This window comes from Bifidobacteriaceae bacterium, assembly GCA_031281585.1.
Taxonomy (GTDB): Bacteria; Actinomycetota; Actinomycetes; order Actinomycetales; family WQXJ01; genus JAIRTF01.
The window spans coordinates 1-16165 of sequence record JAITFE010000030.1 but is presented as its reverse complement, the minus strand read 5'-3'; the positions used below and the strand labels follow the sequence as shown (position 1 = coordinate 16165).

Here is a 16165-nt window from a genome sequence, read left to right as displayed (position 1 = left end):
GTGATCGCGCGCCGGTTAGGACGCGGTGCCGGTCACGTTGAGGCCGGCTTCCGGGCTCGCATCCGCAGGGCCGCGCCCAAGGCTATCGCGAGGGCGCTGGTGCCCAGCGTCCACCACATCTGGCCGCCAACGCCGGTGATCGGGAGGGCCTTGGCGCTGGGGGGCGAGTTCACGGCATCGGCGCTCGGCTTCGCCGAACCACTCGGGCTGGGCGAACCGTTTTGGCCTCCGGGACCCTCCTCACCGTCAGGGTCTTCCTCCCCGTCAGGGTCTTCCTCGCCGTCCGGATCCTCCTCGCCGTCCTGATCGTCCGGGGACTCGCCGGCCGCCAGCGGCAGCGGCGGGGTGACCGACGGGAGCACCCGGCCGTGGGCCACCTGGTCAAAGGCGTAGGCGAAGCCCAACAACTCGGCGTCCTGGAACGCCTTGCCCTGCAACTGGAAGCCGACGGGGTTGCCGTGGGCGTTCAACCCGGCCGGGAAGATCGCGGTGGGCACGCCGGTGGCGGAAGACTGCGGGTCGATCCGCCCAAAGCTCGGCTGGATCGAATCGTTCAAGTGGATGTCGCTCAGTTCGGCGCCGTAGAGGACCGCGTCAACCCCGTTCTGGTCCATCCAGTCGGCCAGGGCGGCGCGGCTGTCGGCCCGCCACTGCTCGAACGCCCGCTGTTCCGCGTCCGTCATCCTGCCCGTCCCCGTGTACGGGTTCGTGCTGACGCGGTTGGGGACGCGCAGCGGGCTCCGGATGATCTGCTCCGCCGCCGTGTACGGGTTGTCCGGATGGGCGTCGATCCATTGCGACCAGCCCTCATAGCCGAGGTCGCCCGTTGGGCGCCCGCCCAACGCGGCCGGGGCGGCCGGGATGTGCACCAGGGTGGCGCCCGCCGCCTCGAAGTTGGCCAACTGCGCGGCCAGCGCGTCCGTGACCGCGGTGGTCCCGAACGGGTCGTCGAACGCGCCGTCCGGAATGCCGATGCGCTTGCCCTGCAGGGCGTCCGCCTTCAAGAACTCGGTCCAGTCGGCGGGACGGCTCCCGTTGGCCACGTCATCCAGCACGTCGTCCGGGTTGTCGACGGCCGCCACGGAGAGCAGCAACGCCAGGTCCTCATTCGACTGGGCGATGAAGCCGACGTAGTCCTGAATCAAAGTCAGCGGCATGGTCCCCGCGCTTGATTGGATGCCGTCCGTGCCGCGCAGCGAGAAGAGGCTGGCCGCGCCGGACGGACCCCACAGCGAGTCGCCGGTCTGCGTGCCGATCGCGGCGGCGGCGAACCCGGAGGCGACCGCCACGGCGGATCCGCCGCTGGAGCCGATCGAAGAGCGGGACGGGTCGAAGGCGTTCCACACCTGCCCGTAGGCGCTGGGGCTGAAATGCCCGTCGTTGGCGAACTCGGCCAGATTGGCTTTGCCCAAGATGATGGCGCCCGCCTCGCGGAGTTTGGCCACCTGGAAGGAGTCCGCCGTCGGCTGGTATCCGTCGAACACCAGCGAGCCGCCGGTGGTCGGCATGTCGTAGGTGTCGACTATGTCTTTGACGAGGATCGGGATGCCGAGCAGCGGGCGGTCGTCCCCCGCCTGGCGGGCGGCGTCAGCGGCGGCGGCCTGCTCAAGCGCGGTCGGGGAGATCGTCAGGACCGCATGCAGGCCGAACGGCCCCTTGTCATAGGCTTCGATCCGGTCCAGGTAGGCCTGCACCAATTCGACGTTGGTGACCACGCCGGCCTCAAGGTCCGCCAGGAGGTCGGTGATGGTCTTCCCGCGCACGTCGTAGGCCACGCTAGTGGTTCCCTTGATCGGGGCCGCCGTCGCGCCTATCCCGCCCAGGACCGGCCCTTCGGGGGTCGCGCAGTCAGTTCCCGCCAGGTCGAAGTTCGCGATCGCGCAGACCTCGGCGGAGTTCAAACCGTCCCAATCCGGGGCCGCCGCGAGGGCGGCAGCGGCCGCCTGCACCTCTGCCACCTCGGCGCCGGCGGGCGGCACGGCCGCCCCTTGGGCGACGGGGCGGACCTCGGAGAGTCCCGTGGCGACGAAGTGAACCACCGCGGCGGTCTGGCCCGGTGCGATCGTCAGCGTGTTGACAAACGCGGGATGGTTCGACTCGTCGCCCGTGGCGGGCAGGTCGTTGGTGAACGGGTCGCGCAGGAAGTTGCCCACCCGGCCAAGCGATCCCGCGAATCCGGGGGTTCCGAAGACCGTGGCGGACGGGCCGTTGTTGCTGGCCGAGCCGGGGCCGTTGCTCGGGGTGTACCAACTGGCCCAGCCGTCGGCGGCCGTGATCGCAACGTCGCCGTCGCCGGTCGCGGCGATCGCGCTCTGGTTCGCCCCTGTGTCGTAGCCGAGTTGCCCGCCGAAGGCCACGTCCACGGTCACGGACGCGGCGGTCGTGTTGGTGAAGGCGTCGTAGAAGCGGCCAACGCTAGTCACGCGGTCAATGGTGAGCTCGCGCTGGACAACAACCCCGTCCACGTCCACGCCTTGGCGGGCCTCGAACGTGTCCAGGCCGTCATAGGTCGACTCGAACCCCCGCAGCAGCAGACCGCCCAGCGGGCTAGCGCCGCCGCGCACCTGCACCCGCAGGCCGCCGTAGCCCATCAAGGCGTTGGAACTCGTGGACATGACGCTGCCTGTGTCGACACGCGGGCTGACCGCGTCATTCACGTTCCACTGGTCGCCCCCCACTATGGTCACGCTGGTATAACCCCAGGCTGCGCCGGCGCCGACAACGCCCAGCACGGACGCCGCCGCCACCGTCGCAACGCAGCGCTTGACAAAACCCCCGCTGACTTTCCGCCGCGGATTGGTCATCGAAATATCTCCTTCCGGGCGATCGGCGGGTGCGTGGGACAACGCGTTGAGGACCGCCGGCGCCTCTCCAAAGACGCTAGAAGGAGGCGGTTTCCCAGCAGTTTCTCCTCAATTGCGTCAGAACGACCGCCGTGTTTCCAACCCGTGTGAAGTGTTTCCGCTGATCACCGCCGCGGCTACTGGCTGATCAGCCCGTCCGGGGGCGCGTCGTCAATGTCGCAGGACTGCGGCATGGGCGTGCGGCCGGCCAGATGCAGCCAGCGGACCAGGCGGCGCGAACGCAACCGCGCCGTCATCGACACGGCCTCGTTGAGGAAACGGCGGGCCAGGATGGCCCGGTACCAGGCCGCGCTCAACTCCCGCAGGAGCGGCTCCCGGTCCGGGCGCCCAAAGTCCGCCTCGACCTGGGCGCGGTCGCCCGCGGCGGCCCGCAACACCGCCGAGAGCTCCGAATGCTCCGCCCCCCAAGGCGGCGCCTCCAGCGCGCCGCGCGCCGCCTCCGCCACCACCATCGACGCGACCGGGTCCCACAGGTCCTCGTGCGCCAAGTCCAGCGCCACCGAGGCCCGCCGGGTCAGCTGCAGCTGCAGCGAGCCCCAGGCGTTCTCCACCCGCCGGTGCATCCGGTCGACCCGGCTCGCCGCATACCAGACCGCCCCGACCACCAGGGCCGCGGCCGCCAAGGTGACGAGCGTGGAGCCGGTCCAGTCCATGCCGCCCCTAACGCCCCGTCACCGTGTCGTAAACCGCCAGGATGCTTTCCGTCACCTGCGACCAGTCGTAGCGCAGCACCGCCCGGCTGGCCGCCTCCACCTGGCGCTTGGTCTGGTCGCTTCCGTTCAACGCTCCGACGATCCCGTCTGCGAGCGCCCCAGCGTCCCCCAACGTGAACAGGTGCCCCAGTTCGCCGCCGTCCAGCACGCGGGCGAAGGCCGGCAGGTTGGAGGCCACCACAGGCGCGCCCGCCGCCATCGCCTCGACCAGCACAATCCCGAAGGACTCGCCGCCCAGTTGCGGCGCGATGTACACGGAGCAGCCCTTGAACAGGCCGGCCTTTTCCGAGTCGGTGATGGAGCCCGCCAACTCGACGGCGGCCCGTTCGGGACCCAAATGCCCAAGCGCCTCGGCGGCATCGCCGGCCCCGGCGACCACGAACCGGACGCCCGGAAACGCGGCTTGGACCAGCGGCACCGCGGCGAGCGCGACTTTCAGGCCCTTGCGCGGCTCGTCAAGGCGCCCCAGGAACGCCACCACCGGCCGGTCCGGGGTGGCCTGCCAACGCGGATCCGGCTCGGCGTTGGCGAAATAGCCGGCGTGCACCCCGTTAGGGATGATGACCGAGTCCACCCCCAAATGGTCCATGACGGTCCGGCGGGCGTCCTCGCTGACCGCGATGGCCCCCACGATCTTTTCCATAGACGCCCTGACCAGCGGATACGCGGCGCGCAAAGCGCGCGAGGCGGTCTGCGACGAATGGAACGTGGCCACCAGCGGCCCGTGGGCGTTGAGCATCGCGAGCATTCCGAGCGACGGGGCGATCGGCTCGTGGATGTGCAGCAGGTCGAACTCGCCGTCGCCCAGCCAACGCCGCGTGCGGCGGGCCGCCAGCGGCCCAAAGCTGAGGCGCGCCACCGACCCGTTGTAGTGGATCGGGAGCGACCGGCCGGCCGCCACCACGTAGGCGGGCAACGGCGTGTCCTCTTCGGCGGGGGCTAACACGGAGACCTCGTGGCCGCGTTCGATCAACTCCCCGGCCAGGTCCCGGATGTGGAACTGGACGCCGCCCGGCACGTCGAACGAGTAGGGGCAGACCAGGCCGATGCGCATCAGGCCCCGCCCCGCACTTGGGCCAGCCGCTCCGGGTCGAGGTCCGCGACGAACACCTTGGCCAGCATGTGCCAATCTGCGGGGTGGCGGCGGATGGCGCCTTCGAGGAATCCGGCCCAGGCCTGCGTCATGGCGGCGACCTGTTCGGCTTTGGGCAGGCCGGGCGGCGGCGCGATGGGGGCGGAGAACTCCAGCGCGTAGCCGGGCCCGTCCCGGTACATCGCCACGGCGTACAGCGGCCGGTCTGAGGCCAGCGCCAAAGCGGCCGGCCCCGGCGCCATCAGCGCCTTCTCCCCGAAGAAGTCCACCTCGACCCCGCCCCGGCCCAGTTCGCGGTCCGCCAGCAGGGGCACCGCCCACGGCTCGCCGGCTTTGGTGGCCTCCTGGGTCACGCGCAGCAGTTGCCGGAAAACCGATTGGCCGCGCTCCAGCGGAATGATGTTCAGGCCGATCCGGCGGCGCATGGCCAAGAAGTCCTGAAACACCTCCTCAGGCCGCAAGTGCTCGGCCACCGTGGTGATGGGAGCCAAGTGGTCGGTGGCCCACGCGCCCGCCAAGTCCCAGTTGCCCATGTGCCCCAAAGCCAGCACCAGTCGCGGGGCCTCCCCGATCTCGGAGCGGACCCGCTGCTCGTCCCCCATGCGGACCATCGCCGTGACCCGCTCCTTCGGCCAGTTCGCCACCTGGAACGCCTCGCAGTAGTAGCGGAGGTAGCGCCGCATGGCCTCCCTGGTCAGCCGGCGCAGCGCCCGGGGGGCCAGTTCGGGGCGCACCCGGCGCAGATTCGCCTCCAGTTGGCGCACGCCCTTGCCCGGGCGGACACAGGCCAAGTCCGCGCCCAGAGTGAACAAGGCGCGCGCCAGGCCGTCCGGCAGGCGCGGCACCCATTTCCAGGCCAGCGCCGTCAGGTTCACTGTTCGTCCGCCTGCGATTGCGCTTCCGCCCGCGCCTGCGTGTAGACCGCCCATGACCGCTGCCCCACCGTCACCAGGCTGGCCGCCGCGAGCACTCCCAAGGCGACCACCAACACCAGCGGGCTGAGCCCAAGGCCCGTCAAGAACGCCGCCACCAGGGCCACGATCAACCGGTCGGCGCGCTCCGCGATCCCCACGGTGGCCTGGTAGCCCAGCGCCTCCGCCCGCGCGCGGGTGTAGGGCACAACGGTTCCCGCCGCCAACGCCGCCACGCCGGCGATCACGCCCGCGGTGTGCCCCTCGCGGGCCAGGTACACGGTCAACCCGGCGAAAATCGCCGCGTCCGCCAACCGGTCCAGCGTCGAGTCGAGGAACGCCCCCCATTTCGACGCCGTCCCGGCCAGCCGGGCCATGGTGCCGTCCAGCGCATCGGTGGTCACCACCGCCGCCAGAACCACCGCCCCCTGCCAGAGGTAGCCGAGCGGGAACAGCGTCAACGCGACCGCGCACTGCACGGCCACTCCTGCCACCGTCACCGTGTTCGCGCGCACATGGTGCTTGACCAGCCAGGCCGCCGGCCGGCCGAACAGCCGCTGCTCCAATGGCTTGGAGTTGGCGCCAAGCATCAGGGCGCGTCCCAAGCCGCGGCGACGGCCGCCCGCGTGGCGCCCAGCAACTCCGGCAGAGCCCGCGAGCGCGCCACGATCGGGAAGAAGTTCGAGTCTCCCGTCCAGCGCGGCACCACGTGTTGGTGCAGATGCGCGGCGATTCCCGCCCCCGCCACGGCGCCCAGGTTCATTCCCAGGTTGAAGCCGTGCGGCGCCTTGGCCCGGCGGATCGCCCGGACGGCCCGCCGCGAGAAGTCCATCAACTCGACGGCCTCTTCGTCCGTCAGGTCCGTCAACTCCGGCACGTGTCGATAGGGGCAGACCAGCAAATGCCCGGGGTTGTAGGGGAACAGGTTGAGCAGCGCGTAGACCGTCCGCCCGCGCGCCACGATCAGCGCCTCCTCGTCCTCCCGTTCGGGCGCCAGACAGAACGGACAGTCGTCCGGGTTGCCGTCCGCCGGCCGCGCCTCGCCGTCCACGTACGCCATCCGGTGCGGCACCCAGAGACGCTCGAAGCCGTCCGGCACACCCGCCGCGCCCGATGCCGCTTCCTCGCCCGGCGCCGGCCCCGCACGTTCGCCGGGGGGAGCGTTTTCAGTCATTTGAGCGCCGTTCGATTGTTCCCAGAATGCGGGCGACCGCCTCCTCAACGGGGATCCCGTTGTCCTGCGACCCGTCCCGCAAGCGGAACGACACGGCCCCCTGGGCCGCGTCCTCGGCGCCGGCGATCAGCACAAACGGGATCTTGTCCTTGGCGGCGTTGCGGATCTTCTTGCCGAAGCGGTCGTCGCTGCGGTCGATCTCCGCCCGCACGCCCAGGCTTTTCAGCTGTCGCACAACCTGTTCCAAATAGCCGTCGAAGTCCGCCGAGACGGGTATGGCGCGCGCCTGGACCGGGGCCAGCCAGGTGGGGAAGGCTCCCGCGTAGTGCTCGGTCAGGATGGCGAAGAAGCGTTCGATCGACCCGAACAGCGCGCGGTGGATCATAACGGGCGTCTGGCGCGAGCCGTCCGGCGCCGTGTACTCCAAGCCGAAACGCTGCGGCATGTTGAAGTCCAGTTGGATGGTGGACATCTGCCAAGTGCGCCCAATCGCGTCCCGCGCCTGAACGGAGATCTTGGGCCCGTAGAACGCGGCCCCGCCCGGATCCGGTCTGATCTCCAGGCCGGAGGCCAGGCCGACCTCCTCAAGCGTGCGGGTCGCCTCGCGCCAGACCTCGTCCGAGCCCACGTACTTGTCCGGATCCTTGGTGGACAGTTCCAGGTAGAAGTCGTTCAGCCCGTAGTCGCCCAGCAGGTCGATCACGAAGCCCAGCAATGACGCGAGCTCGTCCCGCATCTGGTCCTTGGTGCAGTAGATGTGCGCGTCGTCCTGCGTGAAGCCGCGCGCCCTGGTCAGGCCGTGGACCACGCCGGACTTCTCGTAGCGGTAGACCGTGCCGAACTCGAACAAGCGCAGCGGCAGTTCCCGGTAGGAGCGGCCGCGGGCCGCGAACACCAGGTTGTGCATGGGGCAGTTCATGGGTTTGAGGTAGTAGTCCTGGCCTTGGCGCTTGATGTGGCCGTCGGCGCCCCGTTCCTCGTCCAGGCGCATGGGCGGGTACATCGCGTCCGCGTACCAGTCGATGTGCCCCGACACCTCGTACAACCGCGCTTTGGTGATGTGGGGGGTGTAGACAAAGTCGTAGTCCGCCTCTATGTGTCGGCGGCGCGAGTATTCCTCCATCTCCTGGCGGATGACCGCCCCTTTGGGGTGGAAAACCGCCAGGCCGGAGCCGATTTCCTCCGGGAATGAGAACAGGTCCAGTTCCGCGCCCAGCTTCCGGTGGTCGCGGCGCTCCGCCTCCGCGAGCCGTTCCGTGTATTCCTTGAGGTCATCGGCCGTGGGCCAGGCGGTCCCGTAGATCCGCTGCAGCTGCTGGTTGTGTTCGTCGCCGCGCCAGTAGGCCGCGGCCGACCGCATCAGCTTGAAAGCGCCTTTCTTGATGTGCTTGGTGCTGGGCAGATGCGGGCCCCGGCACAGGTCCTTCCAGGCTGCGGCCCCGTCACGCCTGATGTTGTCGTAAATGGTGAGCTCGCCCGCGCCGACTTCCACGCCAGCGTCCTCGCCGGCGTCCGCCGGCTGGCTCTTCAGGCCGATCAGTTCGAGTTTGTAGGGCTCGTGGGCGAGCTCGGCGCGGGCCTGGTCGTCTGTCACCGTGCGCCGGTTGAACGTCTGCCCCTGGGCGGCCAGCCGGGTCATGACCTTTTCCAGTTGGCGCAACTGCTCGGGGGTGAAAGGCTCCGCCACGTCGAAGTCGTAGTAGAAGCCGTCTTCGATGGGCGGCCCTATCCCCAACTTGGCGTCCGGGTTGACCTCCTGGACCGCCTGCGCCAACAGGTGCGCCACGGAGTGCCGCAGCACGTTCAACCCGTCCGGCTCCGCCAGGGTGACCGGCTCAACCACCGCCCCTTCGGGGATCGGCTGGTCGAGATCCCTCAACTCGCCGTCAACCCGGACCACCACCACGTCATCGCGGTCGGCGAACAGTTCAGCGCCCGTCTTGGGCGCCTCGTCACTGGACACTGCTGTTCCCTCTTTCCAACTACTCAATTTGCCGCTCCGAGCCTACCGCTCGCCACCCAGGTCCAATTGGCGGGTCGGCTCGATTCCCACCATGAAACGGTCGTCGTGGCTCACCACCACGAACGCGCCGGGGTAGTCCGCCAGGGCCTCCATCAGCAGCGACTTGGCGTCCAAGTCTAGGGAATTGGTCGGCTCGTCCAGCAACAGCAGCTGGGGAGTCGGCCTGGTCAGCAGCAGCGCCGCCAAGGTGGCCCGCCAGCGTTCGCCCCCGGACAGGGCGCCCACCGGCCGCTCGACTTTCGCCCCCCGCAGCCCCAACCTGGCCAGGCCCGCCCTGACCCGCTGGATCTCCTCCGCGCCGAACGGATTCCAGCCCATGGTCCCCGGCGCCGGCCGGAGGATGTTGTCGAGGGCCGAGCGGTCCTCGCTGAGCATGTCCAGGCTCTGCGGCAGCAGACGGGCCGGCACGTGGAGGCGGACCGCGCCCGCCGCCGGGCGGTCCAGCCCCAGAACGCAGCGCAGCAGGCTGGTCTTCCCAATCCCGTTTGGGCCGGTCAGCGCCACTCTTTCCGGGCCGCGCAAGCGCAGCCTGACGTCGAGTTCGGTGTGGGCGGGCCGGACGCCCGCCAACTCCAGCACGTCCCGGCCGGCGGGCACCAGCGCCCCCGGCAGGTCCAGCTTCAAACGCTCGACGCTCCCGAACGCGTCCTTGGCCTGGTCCAGGCGTTCGCGCGCGGCTTCGATCCGGTCCTCGTGCAAATGCTTCGTCTTGCCCGCGGTGGCCTCGGCTTTGCCCTTGCGCGCGTGCGCGATGATCTTGGGCAGCGAGTCCGCCGCCTTGCGCCCGGCGGCGTCCCGCCTCGCCTGGCGCGTCTGCGCCTCCGCCAGGTCCCGCCGTTCCCGCCGGAGGTCCGCCTTCGCCTCCGCCAGGGCCTTTTGGCGGGCCGCCGCCTCGGCCTCTTTCGCCGCCATGAACGCGCTAAACGGCGCGTCATACCAGGTCAGCTCCCCGTCGCGGAGTTCGCCGATCCGGTCCATCCGGTCCAGCAAGGCTTGGTCGTGGCTGACCGCCAGCACCACGCCGTCATAGCGTCCGATGCCGTCGATCAGGCTCTCCCGGAACCGCCGGTCCAGGTTGTTGGTCGGCTCGTCCGCCAGCAAAATGCCGCCCCGGCGCCGCGCGAGCCCCGCCCAGCAAACCATTAGCGCCTCCCCGCCGGACAAAGTGCCGCACGGCCGGTCCAACCCCAACCCGCCCAGGCCAAGCCTGGCGAGTTCGGCCCGGGCGCGTTCGGCGGCGTCCCAGTCTTCGCCGATCGCGTCGAAGTGCGCCTGGTCCACGCTGCCCGCCTCGATCGCGGCGATGGCCGTCAGCTTGTGCGCTATCCCGAGCAGCCGGCTGACCGGCGCCGCCGGATCGAACTGGAGGCGCTGGGGCAGATAGGCGATCTCGCCGTTGACGGCCACCGCCCCGGCGGTCGGCTTCAATTCGCCTGCGACCAACCGCAGCAAGGTCGACTTGCCGCCCCCGTTGGGGCCGGTCAACCCGTGGCGGCCGGGACCCAAAGCGAAGCTGAGGCTGAAAAACGGGGCGGCGGAATCCGGCAATGCGAAGCCCAAATTGGAAACTGAAATAGAAGGTGTCGGCCGAGGCATGCGCGCTCCAAGCAAGGGTGAGGTCTGTCGGGGAACTGGTAACAGACTCAAATCCACATGTTGAAGCGCGGCCTTTCAAGGGGCAACAGGACGCCCCCACCCTACCAAACCCGCCGCCGTCAGGTGACCGCCCGACGCCCGGTCGAAACGGGGCCCTCGCCGGGGCGGGGCCGATTCGCAGGCTAGGTCCGAACGGTCAGAGCTCTGGCGGCGTCAGCGGCCAAAGACGGACGCGGTTGGCGCCCGGCCTCAGCGCCGCGATGGGGCCGGGCACGGACTTAGGCCCCAGCTTGGCGCCGGTCAGGTCCATGTCCATGACCAGGGGCGATCCGTCAGGGGCCTCGAAATCGGCGTCCGCCAAGCGGACCCGCTCCAAGGTCGCGGCGCCTTGGATCGGAACCGTCAGCGAGCCGAACTCGGGCGGCAGTTCGGCCGCCAGCCAGACGGCATCGTCGGCTTGTTCCAAGCGAACCCGGCCCGGCGCGGCCGCCACCACCGCCCCGTCCTCCTGGGCGTACGGGGCCGCGCCGTTCAAGTACAGGTTGCGAGCCAGGTAGACCGGTTGCTTGAGCCCGATCACCGCGTCCAAGTCGCCGGGCAGGGCGGCTTCGACGCTGGCCAGGTAAGCCTCAAACGACGCGGGATGCCCGTCGTAGCGGGCGGTGCCGTAGAAGGCCGCGGCCGGCGGCGGGGCGTACGCGGCGCCCACGTCCGCCGGATCGCCTCCGGGGCCAAGGAAAACGTTGCCGACCCAGCGGTCGTCGCCGCCGTGGACCACCGCGTAGCCCGCGACCTCGGTCGAATGCGGGACGTGATAAGGCGTGGCCCGGTTCATCACCGCCTCCAACCGCAGCGTCCCGCCCACCAGGTTGCCGACAAACGCGCCGCCCTGGCTGGCCAGTTCGACCGCCGCGCGGGAGGCGAAGATGTTGTGGTCCACCGCGTACGGGCCGTGGCTGACCTCGACAAACAGATCCCGGTCGTTGCCGAACAAGATGTTGCGGGCGACACGGGTCCCCTGCGCCTGCCAGTCCAGCCAGACGCCCAACGAGCAATCGTGGATCAGGTTGTGGCTGATCTCCACGTCAATGGCGGCGTGAAGCTTGATTCCGGCGATCTCATGGCCGAAGAACTCCCGCTTCAACGCGATGTTGAAAATGTGGTTGTCGCAAATGCGGGAAAAGACGCCGCCCAGGTGCCCCACAATCGCGTTCTGGCCGCAGTCGTAGATCGTGTTGCGCCTGATCACATGCGACCCGACCCGTTCTTTCGCCCAGCCGATCCCCCGTGCCGCGAAAACAGCCTCGACCTGGTATTGATAGCCGGGCTTGTCGCGCCGGCGCGTTAAGTTGTTCTCCCCCGTGGAGGCCTCCTTGCCGATCGAGACGGCGGAGCACTTCGCATCGTGGATCACGTTGTCCTCAATCACCCACCCTTTGGCCCAGTTCGGGCCGATCAGCCCCGGCTGATCGGCTGTCGGCGGAGCCCACGGGCAGGCGGCCTGGGCCAACTCAAACCCCCGCACGGTGATGTAGTCGCGGCCCGTCCGGCTCGGATAGAAGACGCAGGGCCGAACGTTGACTTCGACCAGTTCCGCGTTCGGGTTCGCCTGGCCGAAGTTGGCCCAAATGGTGGTGTCTTCCTCGTCCACCTCGGCATACCAGACCCGGCGCGTCTGATCCGGGTCGGCGATCGGATCGACAATTCCGGTCCAGTCGTCTTTGACCGCCGTCCGCCGCGGCGGATTGTCCAGTTCCTCCCTGGACGCCGCCTCATACAGGCTCCGTCCGTTCAGGTACACGTCCCCCAGGTGCCTGACCGGCTCGCCGGGGAACCGTTCCACCACCCAGTCCCCCTCCACCGCGAGCGCGTAGGGGTTGAAGTCGCCGAACAGGTCGTTCGGCAGCGACACCCGCCAAACCTCCCCCGCTTCGCGGACCCAGGCCACCACCGACTCGGAGCCCTTGATGACCACGTGCTCCCCCGGGGCGGCCTGGAACACGATCCGTCGCTTGTCGCTCAAGCCCGCGTGGCGGGGGTCCACCCATTCGCGGTAAACGCCTTCATGGACCACCACCTGATCGCCCGCCACCGCCACCCGCGCGGCCTCGCCAATAGTCGAGAACGGATCGCCCGCCAGCCCCGACGCGTAGTAAGAGCCCCTCTTGGCGACGTGGTATTCGGTCATCTCGGTTCCCCTCCGGGTCGGTTCCATTGAACGGTAGCCCCCGCGGCAGCCTCCGATCGACGGTCCGTCGTCAGTACCCGCCGACCCCCGCGCGGCGCGTTGCCTACGCCCGCTGACGGCGCGCCCGCCAACGCTGCCGGGCGGTTGCCCTCCGGTGTTCTAGAACGGGTGCGGCGTCCCAGGCGCGCGCTCCGCCGCGAAGGCGCGGGCGGCCAGCCCCACCGCTCCCGCGGTGGCCTCGGCGACCAGCCCGGCGCCGGCCAAGGACGTGGCGGTGACGCCGCCCAAATAGAGCGAGCCCAACTCGCGGACGTCGAGCGCGAGGTCGGCGTCGGCATCGTCGGTCAACTCCGCGACCTTGGCGACCTCGGCGCCGTCCAAGCCGCCCCGCAGGCGCCAAACCCCCTCGTTGTGGCCCAGCAGCCGGTCGCGGACGGCCAGCCGCAGGTCGAGCGGCGCGGCGTAGCGGCGGGCCCGCAAGGCGGCGGGCACGTCGACCAGGCGGACGTGCTCGAAGTCGCCCCAGGCCGGCCGCCCGGCGCGCCAGTCCTCCAACCAGTGAAGCAGCGGGTGGTCCAGCGGCAGAGGCGGCGTCTCAATGACGGCGACCAGCGGCAAGCTCAGAAGCTGGCGCCAAAGCTCATGCCCGCTGGCCGGGTCCAAAGCCTGCGCCACGCGGACGGTGGCCGTGCCGGCGGGGAGGTCGCCGTCCCATTTCGACTCGCGCCGCACCAGCGCGTAGCCCGTGGGTTCCCCGTCCCGGCTGACGATCAGCACGCGCCACGGCTCCAGCGCCAGGTCTTTGTGCCCCTCGTCTTGGAACAGCAATCGCTGGCGGGCGGGGCTGGTCAGGCCGGTCCAGCCCGGACGGGCGGACGGGCCGTGGCCCAGTTGGCGGTCGATCGCCTCGATCACGGCCCCGTGCGCCTCGAAACTGCCCGTCTCAAACCGCGCCTCCACCTTGGCGCCGCCTTGGGGCAGCGGGCGCAGCGCCGCGCCCCGGGGCAGCCTCAGAGTTACACCTGTGCTGCCCAGACCGTAGCCGAACCGGCCGTAGATCGACATCTCCGAGGCGAACAGCAGGGAAACCGGCACTTCCCGGTCCCGGCAGTCGGCGAAGTGGCGGGCGATCATGGCCCGCAGGAATCCTCGCCCCCGGTACTCGGGGCGAACGCCCACGCAGGTCAGCCCCGCGGCGTTGACCCGGCCGCCCGGCACCGGCAGGTCGAAGCTCAACGCCGAGGCCACCGCGCCCAGCCGCGCGCCGCCCTCCGTTGGCACGTCCACGCCGACAGCCCAGGAGAAGTCCAGCGCCTCCACGCCCAGCCGCGCCCGCTCCTCGACGCGCCGCGTCGACCAGACGAGCTCGTCCACCTCCACGAAGTCCTCGGACCGGCTCCGTTCCAGCCGCACAATCCTCGCGGGCACGATGCCGTCCACCGCCTCAGTCAGAAAAGTCACCCCGGCAGTCTTTCACGTCCCGTCGGCGGGTCCGGACGCGCACCGGCCAGGCTGCCCCGCGCCTGATCGCCGAGCGCGCGGGTGTCCCCCGGCTGCTCAGGAGAATTCGGGCGGTATGGACTCGCGCTCCAGGATCACGCCCTGGTCGGCGGCCGCCCAGGCGGCCGCTGCGGCGGCGCGAATCGCCTCGTTCGAAGGGCCGTCCTCAGCCGGGGACGGGTCCTCGGCCACCAGCCGGTTGCCGTCCACCCACGCGCGGGCTTGCCCGCAAAGCCAGCGGTCGCCCTCGCGGGTCGGGGCCGGATGGGGTTCCGCCAGGGCGGTCAGGTCACGCGCGATCAGGCTGGGGCGTTCCGCCAGGCGGGCCACAAAAGCGTCAGCGGCTGTCGCGACCCCCGTCAACACCAGCAGGCCGGGATAGCCCGCGTTGTTGGCGCCCGCCATGTCCGTGTCCAGGCGGTCGCCGATCACCAGCGGGTTGACGGCCTGGCGGCGCTCGGCCGCCAGCCAAAAGATCAGCGGGTCGGGTTTGCCGGAGGCCTTCGGCCGCACCCCCGTCGTGATCACCATGGCCTGCACCATGGCGCCGTTGCCGGGGGCGAAGCCGAATTCGGTCGGAATGCTCTTGTCCAGGTTGGTGGCGTAGTAGGCCGAACCCGCCTCAATGGCGTAGCAGCCCTCCTCAAGATCCCGCCAGGTCAGTGTGGGGCTCCACCCCTGGATGACTGCGGCCGGGCGTTCCACGGCGGCCGTCGCCAATTTGAATCCGGCCTTGGTGACCGCCTCGGTGAGCCCGTTGCCGCCTACCACCATCACACGGGAGCCGGGCTCGATCTCTCCCGCCATCAGTTGAACCCCTGCCTCGGCCGCGGTGACCACGTCCTCGCGTTCCGCCGGAATGCGGACCGACCCGAGTTTGGCGGCCGCCACCTTGGGCGGCCGCGACGCGTTGTTCGTGATGAAAACAAACCGGAGCCCGGCCTTCCTGGCCTCCGCCACGGCATCGGCAGCCTTCGCCACCGGCGCGTTGCCCCGGAACAAGACCCCGTCCAAGTCCGTCAGGGCCACGTCAAAGTGTCGGCGCAACTGATCCGACACGTGCAGGAGGCGGCCCTCGCTCATTCACCCTCCACGAACTCTTGGGTGGCCGGATCGGCCCCCGCCGCCAAAGCCTCTATCCGGTCCAACGCCTCCACCGCCCGCTCCCGCTGGTCAACATCCAAGTTGGCGCGCAAAAGCCGGTCCAACGCGGCTCGCGCCGCGCCGAACTCCCCCATGTCGGCGCGCGCCCCCGCGCCCACAATGGCCAGCTCGACCGCCTCGTCCGGGTCCAGCGACGCCCTTGGCGTGCCGGCCGCGAGCTCGACGGCGTCCCCCGACTTGCCGACTCCGCGCAGCGCGTCCGCCAGGATGGCCGTGTGGTGCTTCTCGCCCGACAAGCGCTGGTAGGTTCTGAGCTCCCGGACCGCTTCGGCGTACCTGCCGGTGTAGTAACTCGCCAACCCCGCGTACTCCCGGACCACGCCCACCCGTCCGGCCCGATCCGCCGCCGCGCGGGCGTGCTTGTAGGCCAGCTCGGGGACTTCCTCCAGGTACTCCAGCACCATGGCCAGATGCCGTCCCACCAACTCCCCGTTCTGCTCCCCCAAGCCTCTCAGCTGCGCCCTGATCCAACTCGGCAGATCGGCTGAGGAGACGTGGTCGGGAATGGTCGGCAAGTCTGGCTCTTCCAACCGATTGTGCGCTTGCATACGGCGGGCTTCGCGTTCCCGATTGCGCTCGCCGAAGTCGTCTCGGTGCAATGGCATAACCCCTCGATCCTACGCGAGTTCCGGCGAGCGGCGCCGGGTCCGGCACGCTGCACGGCCCTGCCGTTCGCCGCCCACGCCCCGGACACGGCTTGCGGCCCGGCTGTGGCTTGCGGCTGGCCGGGCGCCGCTTCCCGGCGCCCGGCCCGTTAAATGGCGAGTCCCCCTTTCCCCCGCGTTCATTGTCCGCAAGGAAAAGGGGGACCGCCTTATGGGGTTGTGTCGGCGGTTTCCTGCTCTCCCGTCAGCCTGCGCTGGCAGTACCATCGGCGTTGGAGGGCTTAGCTTCCGGGTTCGGGATGGTTCCGGGCGTTTCCCCTCCGCTGTGGCCACC

The 16165-nt window shown here is 70.0% G+C and carries 12 protein-coding genes and 1 rRNA gene; all 13 read right to left on the bottom strand.

The annotated features are described in order from the left end of the window. Positions 1-32: 32 nt before the first annotated feature. Positions 33-2804, bottom strand: a complete 2772-nt coding sequence (locus tag LBC97_02855; GenBank protein MDR2564996.1) for a hypothetical protein — start codon at positions 2802-2804, stop codon at positions 33-35. Positions 2805-2980: 176 nt separating this feature from the next. Further along, entirely contained in the window at positions 2981-3517 is a 537-nt protein-coding gene (locus LBC97_02850) for a hypothetical protein (GenBank protein ID MDR2564995.1), read from the bottom strand. Between the two features lie 7 nt (positions 3518-3524). After that, positions 3525-4631, bottom strand: coding sequence for a glycosyltransferase family 4 protein (locus LBC97_02845; GenBank protein ID MDR2564994.1), 1107 nt, complete (start codon positions 4629-4631; stop codon positions 3525-3527). Continuing rightward, a complete protein-coding gene (locus LBC97_02840) occupies positions 4631-5545 on the bottom strand; it encodes a phosphatidylinositol mannoside acyltransferase (protein ID MDR2564993.1) in 915 nt (304 codons plus the stop codon). The genes LBC97_02845 and LBC97_02840 overlap by 1 nt, the downstream gene beginning before the upstream one ends. Further along, on the bottom strand, positions 5542-6171 hold the full coding sequence (locus LBC97_02835; protein MDR2564992.1) for a CDP-alcohol phosphatidyltransferase family protein: 630 nt from the start codon (positions 6169-6171) through the stop codon (positions 5542-5544). Before LBC97_02835 ends, LBC97_02840 begins: the two co-directional genes overlap by 4 nt. Next, complete coding sequence (locus LBC97_02830; GenBank protein ID MDR2564991.1) at positions 6171-6755, bottom strand: HIT domain-containing protein; 585 nt, start codon at positions 6753-6755, stop codon at positions 6171-6173. Before LBC97_02830 ends, LBC97_02835 begins: the two co-directional genes overlap by 1 nt. Continuing rightward, entirely contained in the window at positions 6748-8718 is a 1971-nt protein-coding gene (gene thrS, locus LBC97_02825) for a threonine--tRNA ligase (protein MDR2564990.1), read from the bottom strand. The genes LBC97_02830 and thrS overlap by 8 nt, the downstream gene beginning before the upstream one ends. A gap of 42 nt (positions 8719-8760) precedes the next feature. Continuing rightward, entirely contained in the window at positions 8761-10374 is a 1614-nt protein-coding gene (locus LBC97_02820; GenBank protein ID MDR2564989.1) for an ATP-binding cassette domain-containing protein, read from the bottom strand. A 196-nt stretch (positions 10375-10570) separates the two neighbouring features. After that, positions 10571-12562 carry a right-handed parallel beta-helix repeat-containing protein gene (locus LBC97_02815; protein MDR2564988.1) on the bottom strand — a complete coding sequence of 664 codons (1992 nt, stop codon included), beginning with the start codon at positions 12560-12562 and terminating at the stop codon, positions 10571-10573. Between the two features lie 159 nt (positions 12563-12721). Then, complete coding sequence (locus LBC97_02810) at positions 12722-14023, bottom strand: GNAT family N-acetyltransferase (protein ID MDR2564987.1); 1302 nt, start codon at positions 14021-14023, stop codon at positions 12722-12724. A 96-nt stretch (positions 14024-14119) separates the two neighbouring features. Next, positions 14120-15145: an HAD-IIA family hydrolase gene (locus LBC97_02805; protein ID MDR2564986.1), complete on the bottom strand. Its 1026-nt coding sequence runs from the start codon at positions 15143-15145 to the stop codon at positions 14120-14122. Next, on the bottom strand, positions 15142-15831 hold the full coding sequence (locus tag LBC97_02800) for a hypothetical protein (GenBank protein ID MDR2564985.1): 690 nt from the start codon (positions 15829-15831) through the stop codon (positions 15142-15144). The genes LBC97_02805 and LBC97_02800 overlap by 4 nt, the downstream gene beginning before the upstream one ends. 220 nt (positions 15832-16051) lie before the next feature. Next, positions 16052-16165: ribosomal RNA gene (rrf, locus tag LBC97_02795) — 5S ribosomal RNA — on the bottom strand; the annotation flags it as partial.

Bases quoted from the DNA above. Each gene is read 5' to 3' on its own strand.
- LBC97_02855 (MDR2564996.1), bottom strand. From the start codon at position 2,804: ATGACCAATCCGCGGCGGAAAGTCAGCGGGGGTTTTGTCAAGCGCTGC.
- LBC97_02850 (MDR2564995.1), bottom strand. From the start codon at position 3,517: ATGGACTGGACCGGCTCCACGCTCGTCACCTTGGCGGCCGCGGCCCTG.
- LBC97_02845 (MDR2564994.1), bottom strand. From the start codon at position 4,631: ATGCGCATCGGCCTGGTCTGCCCCTACTCGTTCGACGTGCCGGGCGGC.
- LBC97_02835 (MDR2564992.1), bottom strand. From the start codon at position 6,171: ATGCTTGGCGCCAACTCCAAGCCATTGGAGCAGCGGCTGTTCGGCCGG.
- LBC97_02830 (MDR2564991.1), bottom strand. From the start codon at position 6,755: ATGACTGAAAACGCTCCCCCCGGCGAACGTGCGGGGCCGGCGCCGGGC.
- LBC97_02820 (MDR2564989.1), bottom strand. From the start codon at position 10,374: ATGCCTCGGCCGACACCTTCTATTTCAGTTTCCAATTTGGGCTTCGCA.
- LBC97_02815 (MDR2564988.1), bottom strand. From the start codon at position 12,562: ATGACCGAATACCACGTCGCCAAGAGGGGCTCTTACTACGCGTCGGGG.
- LBC97_02805 (MDR2564986.1), bottom strand. From the start codon at position 15,145: ATGAGCGAGGGCCGCCTCCTGCACGTGTCGGATCAGTTGCGCCGACAC.
- LBC97_02800 (MDR2564985.1), bottom strand. From the start codon at position 15,831: ATGCCATTGCACCGAGACGACTTCGGCGAGCGCAATCGGGAACGCGAA.